The organism is Arcticibacter tournemirensis, from assembly GCF_006716645.1.
In the GTDB taxonomy this organism is placed as follows: Bacteria; Bacteroidota; Bacteroidia; order Sphingobacteriales; family Sphingobacteriaceae; genus Arcticibacter; species Arcticibacter tournemirensis.
Map to the genome: position 1 here is coordinate 479,647 of NZ_VFPL01000001.1, position 16,284 is coordinate 495,930.

A 16,284-nucleotide genomic window follows, 5' to 3' on the forward strand; every position below is an offset into this window, starting at 1 on the left:
TTTATCAGAGATTTGTCAGACAGTGTACCCCTATTGGCTTTCCTGGAACCCCATGCGGACTTGAATAGATATGCCAGAAGTGATAGGGACTGACCCCTTCTACAACACCCCCATTCCATCCGCCACCCTACACGCTTCCAGCGCATTCGTGACGTTTAGCTTTTGAAAGATGTTCTGCCGGTGCCGGTTCACCGTGTGGATGCTGAGCGATAGTTTTTCTGCAATTTCTTTGCTTCTGCGGCCAAGCTTGATTAGCTGGAGGATTTCCTTTTCCCGCGCGCTGAGCATCTCATTGAAGCTGCGCTCCTCCGGATCTATGATGGCTCCCGTCCGCGTATTAAGGATAACTCCTTTGGGGACTCCAAACTCGGGGTGGTCGTAGATGATGTTGTATAAGCAAAGTGCCAGCCATGCAGTTCCTTCCGCCGAACTGCTGATGTACAATAGCCGATGCTCAAGCAAAAGCTGCTTGCCTTCTCTGTTGCGGATCCTGAGCTTCGTTACCACCCGGTAATCCGGACGTTCAGCTCCCTCTATCGAATTCAGCAGCTGAAAAAACTGGAACTCCAGCCTGTACTTCTTTTGCAGATCTTCCGCATGTATACGGCTCAACAGCTCATCTTCCCAAATGGAATTGATTTCGGCTTTGCGCTTGTGAATACCCAGTCGTTCTGCCACTGCTCCATAATAAATGTAACTTCTCCGGGCTTTCATGTCGCTGAGTACACTGATGCAGTTTTCAAGTCTCGAATACAACTGCGCGATGAACTTCGCATTCTCCAGCTGGGCATTCAGATCCGCCTCCGGGGCAAAAGATTGCGAAAATAATTTATTATCAAGAAGTTTACGGATATTTTCCATATTGCGTAATGGCTATTAATAACCATTGAATCCAGCGTAAATGCTGGATAAATTGCGAACATACAAAAGTAAAGCGATTCGACTATTTCTAATCAACAACAAAAAGTAATGAAAAAAATTCTTTTCACGGTAAGTCTGCTTCTGGCTCTTAACCAGATGAAAGCACAGCGTCTCGACAAAATGACCTGGTACAACGAACCTGAGCGCTGGGAAATTAAGAATAATAGCTTAATAATGCAGGTAACGCCCAAAACCGATTACTGGCGCATTTCTCACTATGGTTTTACGGTTGACGATGCTCCTTTTTATTATGCAAACTATGGAGGCGAGTTTGAGGCTAAAGTAAAGTTGACTGGAGCCTATAAGGCCCGCTTCGATCAAATGGGACTAATGATCCGCACCGACCATGAAAATTATATCAAAACGGGGGTGGAGTTCGTAGACGGAAAGTTCAATGTCAGTACAGTAGTTACCCATCACAAAAGCGACTGGAGCGTAACCACACTTGATAAGGTTCCGCCCTTTATCTGGATCAAAGTAGTGCGCAGATTAGATGCCATTGAAATATTCTACTCTCTTGACGATAAAAACTATATCATGACCAGGAATGCGCCCTTGCAGGATAATACACCGGTAATGGTGGGCCTCATGGCTGCATCTCCTGATGGTGACGGGTTTGAAGCGAAATTCGAGAATTTCTCTGTGAAGCACCTTCCCGATCAGCGTCGCCTGGAATGGCTCAAGAATCATCAATAGACATATATTAGCGGAGTACTAGCCCTGGTACCCCGCTAAATTCCGGTCTATAAAAACCTTATCTACCTCAACCAATTTTTGATAATTCCATATAGATTCAAAGCGTCGGAGTATATAATTTGTTATTACTTCTTATTCGACAACCCTTCCGCCTCTTTTTCCGTATAATCATTTGTTGGCTTAAGTGCTGATAATGAATGGTATTCTGCTGCGGTGCGTTAATTTATCATTGTAAAACTTTTGAGACAATTTGTTGAATAATTGAGATTTAATAGCTTATCTGAATCCCACTAAAACGTTTTATTTGATCCTGTTTTAATAACTAACTCATTTCACTTCAAAATAGGGGTGAAATATTAAAATCTAAAAGTCTTTTATATGAGGAAAAATTTACTTAATCATCGAGTTACTTTTCGATGTCTCCTGGGGAGAACCCTCTCCATGTCTCTTAAAAATGATGTCGCGAGGCCCATCTCTGGTTGGATAATGACCGACGAGCGAGCTGTCGCGGCTTCAAGCCCTGTTAAGAGTTTGCTGTAAATCTTAAAATTCTAAGAATAAATTTTAACCAATAATCATATTTTATGAGAGCTATCAGAAAAAGCGGTAGCCGGCTAATATGCTGGATGCTATCGGCCTTTATCGCACTTAGTTTTGGATTGGGGAGCTGTAAGGATGACAAGGGGGTTGACTCCGAAGCGCTTCCCTTCGACCCGTCGAAGCCGGTTGTCGTGAGCGATTTCCTGCCGAAAACAGGAGGCAGTGGACAAAAACTTGTTATTTACGGCCAGAATTTCGGTAATAACCTGGACGATGTATCGGTATTTATCGGAGGAAAAAAAGCTGTAGTGATCGGAGTGAAGGGTGACGCAATCTATTGCTTTGTTCCGGGACAAGCTTATACCGGCGAAATTGAAGTGCGTGTGGGAGATCAGAGCAATGCTGCTATAGGAAAGGCAGAAGTGCCGTTCGATTACATCCGTAAGAAGGTAGTGACAACCGTTGCGGGATATAGAAATGACAGGGGAGACGAACCCTGGAGAGATGGAAAATTCAAAGATCCGATTCAGAATAATATGGCGAGTGGATTCTGGGAAGACTCATTTATGAGATTCGACCCGCAAAATCCCAAACATCTTTGGGTTACTTTCGATAGCAACAATGGACTTTACCTCATCAATTTTGAGGACAGTACTATCACCAAGAAACGTTCGGATTTTGATCGTCCCCGTAGCGTGGATTTCACCGTCGACGGCAATTATATGATCGTTTCACAGGACAGGGGTGGTGACAATGACGAATCAACATTATTATTATCACGTGCAAGAAACTGGACGGACAGGGAACCGCTGACAAAGTCCAAGCAATGTAATGGAGCATCCGTTCACCCTAACGGCGAAATGTATTTTAACAGCTACGGTAAGGGAGAGTTTTATCGCTTTGACCTGAATCAATATTTCAACGGCGGACTTGGAAACAAGGCATTTGAGCAGTTGTTTGTTGTGCAGGATCCAGGATGGGAATATAAGATCTTTATTCATCCGACGGGAAACTATGCTTACATAGTTATAATCAACCAGCACTATATTCTTCGGGTTGATTACAACAGAGAAAAGAAGCAGTTCAATCAACCATATCTCGTATGCGGTAAACTCGGCAGCACAGGATATGTGGATGGGGTAGGTACCTCTGTCCGTCTCAATACTCCCTACCAGGGCGTGTTCGTGAAAAACAAGGCTTATGTTGCTGAAGGAAAGCAGGATCAATATGATTTTTATTTTACCGACAAGCACAATCATGCGATCCGGGTGCTGTCGCCTGAAGGAAGCGTAACGACCTTTGCCGGAAGAGGAAGTTCGAGTATCAACGCCAATCCCTGGGGATATGTCGACGGAGACCTGCGTCAGGATGCAAGGTTTGACCAGCCAACCGGACTTGCCTACAATGAAGAAGAAGATGCATTTTATATCGGGGATCGGGCGAATCGTCGCATCCGTAAAATAGCATTGGAAGAAATGACTGCAAAGTAATTAGAGAATAATTAGAATGGAATTATGAACAGATTCGTACTAATATGTATGTTACTCCTTGGCATCAGTGCTGCTGCGCTGGCACAGGAGACAGTTGAAGTAACCGGTGTGGTTACCGACGTAAAAAGAGAACCACTCATTGGGGTAAGTATCTCTGTCTTAGATGCACCTGGATTGGGTACAACTACCGATATAAACGGTAGGTATAAAATCAAAATGGAGCGGTATAAGAAGCTCAAATTCTCTTATATCGGTTTTGACAGTCAGGAGATTCTTGTAAAAGATGCTTTTGTTATTAATGTGACCCTGAAGGAATCGGAGTCAAGCGTGCTGAACGAAGTTGTGATTACGGGGACTGGTGTTCAGAAAAAAGCTTCATTAACGGCTGCGGTCACCACTGTGAATGTGGCTGATCTAAAATCAAATCCGACCTCTAGTATATCAAACGCACTTGCCGGAAATGTTCCGGGAGTAATGGCCATGATGCAATCAGGCCAGCCCGGAAAAAATATCTCTGAGTTCTGGATCCGCGGGATATCCACTTTCGGAGGGGGGTCAAGCGCGTTGGTCTTAGTAGATAATATTGAACGGAGCATCGATGAGATAAACATTGAAGATATTGAGTCGTTTTCTGTGCTGAAGGACGCTGCGGTTACAGCTATTTACGGGTCAAGAGGCGCAAACGGGGTTATCTTGATCACTACAAAGCGCGGGAAACAGGGTAAAATTAGTATTAACTTCAAAGATGAGAATATCTATAACACCCGTACGGTTACACCGGAGTTCGAAGACGGCGCTACTTATGCCAGCCTGATAAACGAAGCACAGATCACACGTAATAAACCGGCTGTTTTTAAGCCCGAAGAACTGGAGATTTTTCGTCTGGGCCTAGATCCGGATTTATACCCTAATGTCAACTGGAAAGATCTCTTACTGAGAGATGGAGCCATGACTTATCGGGCCAATCTGAACCTGAACGGTGGAGGGTCCACAGCCCGATACTTCCTTTCGGGAAGTTATGTAAGCGAAGGCGGGATGTACAATATTGACGAGACGCTTAAGGATGATTATAATACTAATGCAAATTACAGACGCTGGAACTATCGGTTGAATACGGATATTGACATCACAAAAACAACTGTGGCGAAAGTGGGTATAGCAGGATCACTTGGCAAGCGGAACAGTCCGGGATTGGGTGATAATGATTTCTGGGGCTCTCTTTTCGGATATTCTCCTATAGGTACGCCAGTAACGTACTCTAATGGAAGAGTACCTGCTTACGGTTCTGGGCCTGCTCTAACCAATCCATGGGTATTGGCCACTCAAACGGGCTTCAATGAGAATTGGGCAAACAAAATACAGACGGATATCACTCTTGAGCAGAATTTTGACTTTATAACAAAAGGTCTTCGTTTCAGGGGTATTATAGGATTCGACACCAATAACGATAATACGATATTTCGTCGTAAGTACCCCGAACAATGGCGTGCAGACGCAAGGGATGGCCAGGGGAACCTGGTTTGGCAGCACATATCGGACCCCCGGGAAATGTTTCAGGAAAGTGCTGCCGGAGGTGAGCGACGAGAGTTCGTTGACTTAATGTTTAATTACGACCGTGGTTTTGGAGATCATAATTTTGGGGCGGTTGCCAAGTTTACCCGCGATGCGCTGGTAAGAACAGTAAATCTCGGTGATGACATTAAAAATGGAGTATCGAGACGGAATCTGGCTTTATCCGGCCGGACATCTTACAACTGGAAGTCCCGTTATTTTGCAGACTTTACTTTCGGTTATACAGGTTCAGAGAACTTTGCTCCGGGCGAGCAATTTGGATTTTTTCCTGCTGTCTCGTTTGCATGGAATATATCAGAAGAGCCTTTCATTAAAGATAATCTGCCCTGGATGAATCTGTTTAAGATTCGTTATTCTCATGGTAAAGCAGGTAACGACCAGCTAAATGGAACCCGTTTCCCTTATTTATACACTACCGGAGAGGCACCTGACGATGGGTATAGGTGGGCGGATTATGGCATTGAAAGAAACTATACGGGAATGAGATACACTCAGGTGGCTTCTCCTTATGTTACATGGGAGGTTGCAGTTAAGAAGAACCTTGGATTTGATCTCTCCCTTTTCAGGGACAAGATCGGTGCCAACCTTGATTTCTTCGATGAAAAGCGTACCGGCATATATATGCGTCGTGAATATTTGCCAGCGATAGTTGGTTTAGAGAGCACCCCTAGTGCAAACGTAGGAGAAGTAAAATCGCGTGGCTTTGATGGCCGTTTCGAATACAAAGAGAGAGCTGGAGAATTTAACATTACAGCAAGAGGAAACGTTACCTATAGCAAAAATGAAATATTAGAAAGAGACGAGCCAAATAATGTTTATTCGTATCAAAATCAGTCGGGCTACCGTGTAGATCAGTCCAGGGGACTGATTGCTTTAGGAATGTTTAAGGATTATGACGAGATCCGGAATAGTCCGACTCAAATGTTTGGGACCTACCAGCCTGGCGATCTTAAATACAAGGATGTCAACGGTGATGGTGTAATTGACGACGGTGACCGCGTGGCAATTGGCGCTACGAGAAGGCCAAATCTTATCTACGGGCTTGGAACTTCTGTTAGCTGGAAGGGATTAGACGTAAACGTACACTTCCAGGGTGCTGGAAAGTCGACGTTCTCCACTTATGGAAAGACCGTATTCGCATTCAGCGAAGGGGAATGGGGACAAGTTATGAAGGGAGTGATGGGAGATAACCGCTGGATCTCTGCTGATATTTCAGGAGATCCCTCTACGGAAGATCCAAATGCATCCTATCCTCGGCTAAGTTTCGGTGGAAATGCCAATAACTTCAGAGAGTCGACGTTTTGGCTGCGTGACGGCCGGTATCTTCGTCTGAAAACAGTAGACATTGGTTATACAATTCCGAAGCGAATAGCGAACAGGATAAAGACCAATACCATTCGTATTTTTGTTGTCGGCTCCAACCTGGTAACCTGGTCGAAGTTCAAACTCTGGGATCCCGAGCTGGCGAGCCCGCGGGGAGAAGACTATCCGCTGCCTAAATCAATCACTTTAGGTCTGAATGTTAACCTGTAAATTGAGAAAAGATGCAAAAGAAGATATATTTAGTGCTATTATTTATGCTCGGTGCGTGCGTACTTTTTTCCTGCAAAGATGCGCTCAAATCCGATCAATATTTCAAAGACCGGCTTACTACCGAAAAAGTATTTAAAAGTAAGGTTTATACAGAGCAGTGGCTGGCACACGTATACGATGAACTTAAAGGCGAAAATGCAGACGTAGCAAGTAAAGGCAACACTCCTCATTGTTTTGCCGACGATATGTTTTACGGCGACAGGGATAAGGATTTTGACCCATCGAAAAATGAGCTTTCGTATAACATGTTCAAAATGGGCCAATATAATGAGAATGATAAACAGGGCACATGGACCCAGTGTTACCGTGGAATACGTAACGCGTCGACTTTCATTCAGAATGTGTACATGAACACGGAAATGACTCCTGAGGAGATAGAAGACTATAGAGGACAGGCGCGCTTTGCCAGAGCGTATCTCTATTGGTTGCTGCTGCGGAAGTACGGTCCTATTCCACTGCTGCCCGAGGAGGGAATCGACTATACAGATAGTTATGCTGAGTTAGCAACACCACGCAGCACGTATGAAGAATGTGCTGATTATATAGCCAATGAGATGCTCCAGGCTGCGAAAGAGATGCAAACTTTAGGTATGCGACGCGGCCAGGATGGGTCGGCCCGGGCGACCTGCGGTGCTGCACTGGCTACCCGTGCTAAAGTGTTGATTTACGCTGCAAGTCCTCTGGCTAACGGGAATAAATCGAGCTTTGCTGCGAGATTAACTGATGATACCGGCAAACGTCTGCTTTCTGAAGACTATAAGGAAGAGAAGTGGGCTAAGGCCGCCGCTGCCGCCAGAGATGTGATCGAACTCGGCGTATATAATCTTTATACCGCACCGCTTCAGGCGACAGGATCAGACGCTACGGTTATACCGCCCAAGGACAACAATTTTTCAGAGAAAAGCTGGCCCGGAGGCTGGGCGAATATTGATCCAGCCAGGTCTTACGCTCAGGTATTTGATGGTACTCTGCAACCATCGGGGAACCCTGAACTGATATTTACCAGAGGTACCAATCAACCGAATGAAAGCATCGCTCAAATGGTTGCGCACCAGTTACCCCGCTCTGCAACCGGATGGAATACGCACGGATTAACGCAGAAGCTGGTTGATGCCTATTACATGAACGATGGAACGGATGCTCCCGGAAAAGATAAAGAGATCGGGCGTGGAAACGGTTCGGAACGCGTCAGTGGCTATGTAAGCCAGGATGATTACAACAAGGGATTGTACAAACCTTTGAGACCAAATGTCTCTTTGCAATATGCCAACCGTGAGCCACGCTTCTACGCCTCTGTTGCGTACAACGGCAGTTTTTGGACCTTACTTAATGAGTCGGAAGCTGTGAATCGTAATCAGCAGGTATTTTATTATATTGATGATAACAAAGGAAATGGAATGAACTCCGCCAATGCCTATTGGCTGCGTACGGGTTTTGGCGTTAAGAAATTTGTTCATCCAAGTGATACTTATCAGGGAGGAGCTGAGAGTCGAATCGTACCAAAAGCAGAGCCTGCTATTCGTTATGCAGATATTCTGCTTCTCTATGCAGAAGCGTTGAATGAACTTGACGGGTCTTACAACATCCCATCATGGCGCGGTGAAAATTACACCATCAACCGTGACATAGTTCAGATGCAAAGAGGTATTCACCCGGTGCGGATCCGTGGCGGTGTGCCGGATTATCCAGTGAGTGTTTACAACAGCAAAAATGAATTGAGAAAGGCCTTGAAACGGGAACGATTTATTGAGCTTATGGGTGAAGGCCAGCGCTATTACGACTTGCGCCGTTGGATGGATGCGCCTGTAGAAGAGTCTTTGCCCATTTATGGCTGTAATGTGATGATGGGTAGCCAGGAAAAGGACCTTTTTCACAGGCCTGTTGCCGTATGGGCACTCAAGACAACATTTGCCGACAAGATGTGGTTCTGGCCCATCAGTCTAAATGAACTTAAACGTAACAACCGGCTTACCCAAAACCCGGGATGGAACTATAACGATTAAAAAAATGATAATATGAAAAAGTCATATATACAGATCTTCTTATTCTTGTTATTAATAATCTGCAGCTCGTGCAATGACGAATGGAAAGATGAACTGTACGGCAGATATATTGGATTTAAAGCTCCTCTGGCAAGTGAAGGCGTGACCAATATCTTTGTGCGCTACAAGGACGGTGAGAAGACCACTTTTCTGCAGCCTTTAGTAGTCAGCGGATCAACCGTGAATGATAAAAATATTACGGTACACATAGGGTTAGACCCCGATACCTTGAACGTTCTGAACTATGAACGCTTTCAGAGCCGCGAGGATTTTTATTACAAGGAGTTGAGCAGCCAGTATTTCTCCATGCCTTCGACAGTAGACATTAAAGCCGGAGAGGACATGGGATACCTGCCAATAGATTTCACATTTAATGGCATTAATCTCGTAGATAAGTGGGTGCTCCCCCTGACAATTCAGGACGACCCTTCCTATGGCTATACCGCGCATCCACGGAAAAATTACAGGAAAGCACTTTTGCGTGTTAATCCCTTTAATAGCTATTCTGGTACGTATAGTGGAACGGCTCTAAGAACAGCTATGGTCGGTCGTGAGAATCAAACCGCTCTCGTTAAAAATGAGATCCGGAGCTATGTTGTAGACGAGAATACAATCTTCGTCTATGCCGGGATTGTTGATGAAGAACGGAAGGACCGCCGTAATTATAAAGTTTATATAACCTTTAGTCCTACCGGATCGGTAACTTTGCATGCTGATAATCCTTCTCTTAAATTTAAAGTTAACAGAGACGCGAGTTATACTATCCAGGAGAATATGGACGCGACGATTCCCTACCTGAAGCACCGTTACATTACCATCAACAATATAGACTATAATTATACAGATTATACGACGAATCCAGGTATTACCACTGATTTTAGAGTTTCTGGATCTTTGATCTTAGAACGGAAGCTCAATACTCAGATTCCTGACGAGGATCAGGCGATACAATGGTAATAAAATGAAGGTCGCTTTATTATAGCAACCTTTCTAAATAATAAGAGGCAACCCTTCGGGCACAACCTACTCTTAACCGGGCAGGCTGCGCCAGAGGGGTTTCCTCGTTAATGCCAATGACGTCTATGCTTACGACAAAGTGCTTACAGTTAAGCGAGACAGCGTCAGATTTACAGAAAACCTATTGATTTATAAGAATGAAGAAAAAATATCAGAGAATGGCACTAATTTAGCATACAAATCTTAAACTCGCAATTTACAAACGGGTTGAACTCCCTTAGAGGTAGAAGATATAAACTAAGGATGATAAAACAACTTAAAAGTCTGCTTATAAAGCCTAAGCTGTATCTAAGTGAAATAACTGGTGTTCTTTTACTTATCCTGGCAATATATTTTATAAAAAGCCAGGGAGAAGAATTAAAGAACGTCGGCTCCTACATCCGTGCAGGAAATCCCTTCTGGATAACATCCGGCGTAATTTTAAGTGTTGCCTACATCATTCTTCAGGCGTTAATGTACCAGGCAAGCTTCAAAGCGGTGCAACTTAACATTAAGCTTTGGGACTGTATAATACTGTTCCTGAAAAGAAATTTCATCAGCATTTTTCTTCCTGGCGGCAGCATTACGTCTCTGGCTTTCTTTACAAAGGATATCCAGAAAGAAACGGCTGAGGATAACCGCACAAAGATTCATTTTGCCAGTACAATATATGGTTTCACCGGGATTGTATCGATTATTATCCTTGCCATTCCAGTTTTGATCTATCTCGCAATAAAGGGAGAGAACTGGCAAAAAGCAAACCAGGCTGCTGCTATACTCGTATTCTTTATAGTTCTGATTTTGTATCTGTTAATATCCTTTTTTAAAAAAGGATGGGTATTCAGGCTAATTAACAGGTTTGTTCCGCATATAAATACCGGTTTGAGAAGTCATCCGGCATTCAAGTGGCAGTTCATTCGTGTTAACGTGTATGCACTGCTTATTGATTTGGTTGGCGTGGCTCATCTTTATATAGCCATGCTCGCGATGGGACATGAAGCCAGCTGGAAGGTTTCACTTATTGGCTATGTTGTAGCCACCTTATTGCTCGTTATTTCGCCATTTCTGCGAGGCGTGGGAGCAATCGAATTCTCGCTTACTGTAATTTTAAGGCATTATGGTTATACTACCTCCGAAGCACTGGCCATTACGCTTGTTTATCGCTTATTCGAATTTTGGCTGCCAGTTTTAGCCGGAATAGGGAGCTTTATTCTCCGAAAGGGAAATATGGTTCTGAGGGTGGTGCCGGCCTTTCTGCTTTTCGTTCTGGGCATGATCAATATTATATCCGTTTTAACTCCTTCTCTGGGTTATCGGATAAGATTGCTCAGATCCATTTTAACGGCTGATACCATCCATGCATCGAACTATCTCGTTTTTATTGTAGGTCTGCTACTGGTTATAACGTCTGCTTTTCTTATCAGAGGATTGAAGAATGCATGGCGGTTTGCTATTCTGCTCTGTTCCTTGTCGTTAATTGGGAACATTACCAAGGCAATAGATTACGAGGAGTCTATAGTTGCCCTCGTTGTGATCATGGTATTGTGGATCACCAGAAAACAGTATTACATTAAGCATGACAAACGTCTGCAAGTAGTAGGAATAGAAACATCATTGTTAATCCTGGCGGGGGTTACTATCTATGGGATAACCGGCTTCTATTTCTTAGACAAAAAGCATTTCGGTATTGATTTCAATCTTTCGGATTCCATAGAACATACCTTATTCAACTTCGTCCTTCTGGATATAAGTACCTTAAAACCGCTTACCCGGTTTGCGGCGGCGTTTCTGGATACGATAAGGATAAGTGGAATATTATCCCTGGGGTTTATTTTATATTCCCTTCTCAAACCCTATTTTATTTCGGTAGAACATAACGAAGAAGATTTCAGTCGGGCGAACCAGCTTATCAGGGAATACGGAACATCGCCGGTAGACTATTTCAAAACATACGACGATAAACTGCTTTATTTCGGGAACAGACGTGAGGGTTTAATCTCCTATAAAATGGCGGGAAGTTTTGCAATAGTTCTGGAAGAGCCAGTATGCAAAGATAGGAACGACAAAATCATCCTGCTGGAAGAGTTCGATGAGTTTTGCATTGAATCGGGGCTGCGGCCAGTCTATTATCGCGTAGAGGAGAACAGCCTGGAACTTTTCGAGGCTATAGGGAAGAAATCGCTTATCATTGGACAGGAGGCTATCGTTGATCTGGAAACGTTCAGTCTCGAAGGAAAGGATAAAAAATCAATGCGAAATGGGTTGAACAGCCTGCAAAAGAAGGGATATAAGGCTAAGATCTACCATCCCCCTATAAAAGATGGAATCCTGCAGAAACTCAAGTACGTTTCTAACGACTGGCTTAAAAGTACGAACCGGGAGGAAATAGTTTTTACTCAAGGGATGTTCAGCTGGGACAAGCTTAAACAACAAACGGTGATAACCGTGGAGAATGACGATGAACAAGTTTTCGGATTCCTGAATATTATACCTGATTTTGCTCCCGGAGAGGCTACCTATGATCTGATAAGGAAAGTTGAGGAAGCACCGGGAGGCGTAAACGACGCGCTGATTGTAGCACTGATAGAATACTGCAAATCGCAAAACTATCGTTATCTCAATTTGGGTCTGGCGCCCCTTTCTGGTATTGACCAGGGCAAGGATTTACCAGAAAAGACGTTAAAATTTGTATATGAAAAGCTTCAGCAATTCAGACACTACAGAGGTTTAAGGGATTTTAAAGAAAAGTTCGGGCCCGTATGGCACAATAAATATTTGATTTACCAACACCATTACGACCTAATTAGTCTGCCGAAAGCGTTAAATAAGGTAATGAAACCATAATATTTTTTATGCAAATTATAAAAATTGCCGCAGTACTGTTTGTGATGATGTCCGGTGCCGTTGATGAGGCAATGGCGGCAAAAGCTTCTGGCGATCTGCCTGTTATTGTGAGCAGGCCGAAATCAGACAATAGCGACAAGCTGATTATTTTTATCACTGGTGATGGCGGCTGGAACACATTTAGTAAACAACTTGCTGACAGTTATGTAAAAGAGGGGATACCTGTGGTTGCTTTGAACAGCCTAAAGTATTTCTGGAAGAAGAAATCCCCGCAGGAGGCAGCAAATGATGTTGCATCGCTCATCACCAAATACTCAGCCGAATGGCAGAAGAAAAAGATCGTCCTTTGCGGTTATTCCTTTGGAGCGGATGTAACTCCGTTCATCTACAGGCGGTTGCCTGCACCCCTGAAAAGTAAGGTGGTTCTGCTTCAATTGCTTTCACCTGCCTCCTTCACTGATTTTGAAATCCATATTTCCGACTTATTTGGCTCGAAAGATCCGGTGAGATCAATGGATATACTGTCGGAGCTCAAGTCGGTAGACGCACCTGTTATTTGTTACTATGGTAGCTTAGAAGAAGAAAAACCGTTTCAGAATCAACAAAAAGTTGGATTTAAAGTTTCTATATTGCCTGGTGATCATCACTATAAGAATAGTTTTTCGGCGATAGCAAAGGCCGCCACCAGTAAGTAGGATTACCCATTTTCCAGGAAGATATGTATTGTGATGTTAAGAGGAGCAGGCTGTTGGTTTTAGGACTTGCTGCAGCGGTTCTTTTAAGTTCCTGCAGTTTGTTGTTCAGATATAGAGAGGTGGCTCATAAGGGTTTGAACGCTGATGATTTCGGACTGCCGGTTATTCTTTACAAGTCGGAAAACCCCGCAACAAAAAGAATGGTTATTCTTCTTTCCGGAGACGGAGGCTGGCTTGACTTCAACGATGAGCTGGCTGAGGAATTTTCAAAAAAAGGATATAATACTATTGGCTTTAATAGCAGAACCTATTTTTGGCAACAGAGAACGCCCGCAGAAACATCCCGTGATTTCAATAAGTTAATCGCTAAGTACGCCCGTTTATGGAAGGCAAAACATATCATTTTAAGCGGATATTCATTTGGAGCAGATGTAATTCCGTTTGTTTATAATCGGATGCCAGATAACCTGAAGAGGCACGTGTCTGCGCTTCAATTGATGTCTCCCTTTCTCTCTACAGACTTTAAAGTGATTTTTACCGACCTGATTAAAACGGGTAAGGACAACAGAACCTATAAGGTGAAGAATGAAGTAGCAAGGATAAGGATTCCTATCTATTGCTTTTATGGGGAGAGCGAAGACCCAAAACCATTAATAAACATCAGAAAGAAGAACTTCCTAACAAAACTGGTAAAAGGGGGGCACGAGTATGTTGATGCAGTTCCATTGATTGTGTCATCGCTAAACATAAAATAATAAATTAAGATTGCTTCGAGCAGGAATGAGACATATCTATTGCGCTGATCCTATAATTTCTTTTCGGATCCGTTGATGGCTGACTTAGCGACAATACGGGCCGGATATAGTACATCCGGTAGTGACGTTTTAAACAAAATAAATTGGCATTTTAAACAAAACCGTCCGCTTGAAAGAGGCTTAGCTTTGTCATGAATATAAATTACGATTATGAAAATGACAAAAAACAATTATCAGGGCAGCTTACAGACACCAACAGGCTCAGAGTTTAATGCCACATCTACGGCAGAAGATGTAATAAAGGGGATTGACCTCAGAGGAAAAATTGCCATCGTAACAGGTGGCAATACCGGTATCGGACTGGAAACTACCAGGGTATTAGCTGAGGCCGGGGCAAAGGTTATCGTTCCAGCAAGAGACATGGAGAAGGCGATGGCTAACCTCAAGGCAATTCCGAATGTAGAGATCGAGCCGATGGACTTAATGGATCCGGGTTCCATTGATGCTTTTGCTGAAAAGTTTCTGGCATCCGGACGACCCCTTCATTTATTAATAAACAATGCAGGAATAATGTGGGTGCCCTTACGCAGAGACATCCGCGGTATTGAATCACAATTGGCAACTAACTATTTAGCGCAATTCCAGCTGACCGCAAACTTATGGCCTGCTCTTAAAGAAGCGAATGGCGCACGAGTGGTTAATATTTCTTCCCAGGGACACCAGTTTGCTCCTTTTGATTTTGACGATCCAAACTTCCATCAACGCGAATACGAAACATTGAGTGGGTATGGGCAGTCAAAAACAGCTGTCAACCTTTTTTCACTTGAACTCGATAATCGGGCTAAAGCATTCAATGTTCGGGTATACTCTCTAAATCCGGGGTCGATCGGCGGAACCGAACTAGGGAGAGAAGCACCATTGGAGCTGTTTCAAAAAATGGGATTTTGTGACGCAGAGGGGAACATCCTGCCAGAGGTATTAGCATCATTAAAGACAATACCGCAGGGTGCTGCGACAACTATTTGGTGCGCAACCAGTCCATCACTCGAAAACATAGGAGGTGTATACTGTGAAGATTCAGATATAGCCAGGTTAGCTTCGGATACACCGATGTCAAATGGAGTAAAAGCTTATTCGCTTGATGAATCCTCCGCTAAACGATTGTGGGTGCTGAGCGAGGAGATGACGGGAATAACTTTTGATGTTGAATAAATTTCTTCTTAAACAGGCTCGTAAGAAGAGCGGATTCATATAATAACTATCTTTGAATTAACAAGGTCGACCTGACGAAACATTTTTATTGACCCGGGATGGATCATATTTCTAAATATCTAACTAAGGAAATTAAGCTCTCATGCTATGATGATAAGCTGTTTAAATCCGACCTGATATTTGATGACCATATGTTGGTTTGGTTCATTTCTGGTGAAACTAAAATCATACAGGCAGACGATACTTTTTATTTCAAGGCCGGAGATATTTTTTTAATTCCCAGGAATGTACTGGCTACAATAATCAACTATCCCAAAAATGGACAGCCCCATAAAACGGTTGTTATGCACCTGTCGCAAAAAAGGCTAAAAGACTTTTATGCAGGCGTTGGTTTAGGAGAGATGAAGAAGACAAGTCAAAAGATCATCAGTTTTAGCAATCATCCCTTTTTAGAAAGCTGCCTGGCCTCACTTATACCATATTTTGATGTGGAGGGAGAGTTTCCGGAGAATATCGCCTCATTAAAAATAACTGAAGCTATCAGTGTTTTAAGAGAAATAGATAAAGATGTTGATTGTCTGCTGGCAAACTTTGATCAACCCGGAAAGATTGATCTGGTTGATTTTATGCAGCGGAATTTTATGTTTAATATGTCGTTGGAGAAGCTTGGTTATCTGACAGGTAGAAGCTTATCAACCTTCAACAGAGATTTCAGGAAGTTCTTTAATGTTACTCCGCAAAAGTGGCTTACTGAGAAACGACTTGAGTTGGCTTACTATCAATTAACCGCAAAGAAGAAAAAGCCAACTGAAGTTTATCTTGAAACAGGCTTTGAAGATCTTTCCCACTTTTCTTTTGCCTTCAAGAAGAAGTATGGGGTCGCTCCAAGCCAATTGCGATCTACTGGATCGGAAGTATAATAAGGGCC

Annotated in this window: 11 protein-coding genes; 10 read left to right on the forward strand and 1 reads right to left on the reverse strand. The window is 43.4% G+C overall.

Features of this window, described 5'->3' with window-relative positions:
• Positions 1-99: 99 nt before the first annotated feature.
• Positions 100-861, reverse strand: a complete 762-nt coding sequence (locus BDE36_RS02080) for a response regulator transcription factor (protein WP_141813559.1) — start codon at positions 859-861, stop codon at positions 100-102.
• A gap of 108 nt (positions 862-969) precedes the next feature.
• Between BDE36_RS02080 and BDE36_RS02085 the strand changes: the two genes are divergently transcribed.
• The 10 genes from BDE36_RS02085 (at position 970) to BDE36_RS02130 (ending at position 16,276) form a co-directional block, all read left to right on the forward strand.
• A complete protein-coding gene (locus tag BDE36_RS02085) occupies positions 970-1,617 on the forward strand; it encodes a DUF1349 domain-containing protein (RefSeq protein WP_141813560.1) in 648 nt (215 codons plus the stop codon).
• 584 nt (positions 1,618-2,201) lie between these two features.
• Positions 2,202-3,647 (forward strand): IPT/TIG domain-containing protein, encoded by a 1,446-nt coding sequence (locus tag BDE36_RS02090; RefSeq protein ID WP_202618104.1) that lies wholly within the window; start codon positions 2,202-2,204, stop codon positions 3,645-3,647.
• A 24-nt stretch (positions 3,648-3,671) separates the two neighbouring features.
• On the forward strand, positions 3,672-6,752 hold the full coding sequence (locus BDE36_RS02095; RefSeq protein ID WP_141813561.1) for a SusC/RagA family TonB-linked outer membrane protein: 3,081 nt from the start codon (positions 3,672-3,674) through the stop codon (positions 6,750-6,752).
• Between the two features lie 11 nt (positions 6,753-6,763).
• A complete protein-coding gene (locus BDE36_RS02100; RefSeq protein WP_141813562.1) occupies positions 6,764-8,815 on the forward strand; it encodes a RagB/SusD family nutrient uptake outer membrane protein in 2,052 nt (683 codons plus the stop codon).
• 12 nt (positions 8,816-8,827) lie between these two features.
• Positions 8,828-9,811 (forward strand): DUF4973 domain-containing protein, encoded by a 984-nt coding sequence (locus BDE36_RS02105; RefSeq protein ID WP_141813563.1) that lies wholly within the window; start codon positions 8,828-8,830, stop codon positions 9,809-9,811.
• A gap of 303 nt (positions 9,812-10,114) precedes the next feature.
• Positions 10,115-12,694: a phosphatidylglycerol lysyltransferase domain-containing protein gene (locus BDE36_RS02110; protein WP_141813564.1), complete on the forward strand. Its 2,580-nt coding sequence runs from the start codon at positions 10,115-10,117 to the stop codon at positions 12,692-12,694.
• A gap of 8 nt (positions 12,695-12,702) precedes the next feature.
• The gene (locus BDE36_RS02115) at positions 12,703-13,389 is read left to right on the forward strand and encodes an AcvB/VirJ family lysyl-phosphatidylglycerol hydrolase (protein ID WP_141813565.1); all 687 of its coding nucleotides are present in this window, start codon (positions 12,703-12,705) and stop codon (positions 13,387-13,389) included.
• Between the two features lie 23 nt (positions 13,390-13,412).
• Positions 13,413-14,144 carry an AcvB/VirJ family lysyl-phosphatidylglycerol hydrolase gene (locus BDE36_RS02120; RefSeq protein ID WP_141813566.1) on the forward strand — a complete coding sequence of 244 codons (732 nt, stop codon included), beginning with the start codon at positions 13,413-13,415 and terminating at the stop codon, positions 14,142-14,144.
• 210 nt (positions 14,145-14,354) lie between these two features.
• Positions 14,355-15,356, forward strand: coding sequence for an SDR family NAD(P)-dependent oxidoreductase (locus tag BDE36_RS02125; RefSeq protein ID WP_235904219.1), 1,002 nt, complete (start codon positions 14,355-14,357; stop codon positions 15,354-15,356).
• 98 nt (positions 15,357-15,454) lie between these two features.
• A complete protein-coding gene (locus BDE36_RS02130; RefSeq protein WP_141813567.1) occupies positions 15,455-16,276 on the forward strand; it encodes a helix-turn-helix domain-containing protein in 822 nt (273 codons plus the stop codon).
• Positions 16,277-16,284: the final 8 nt, after the last annotated feature.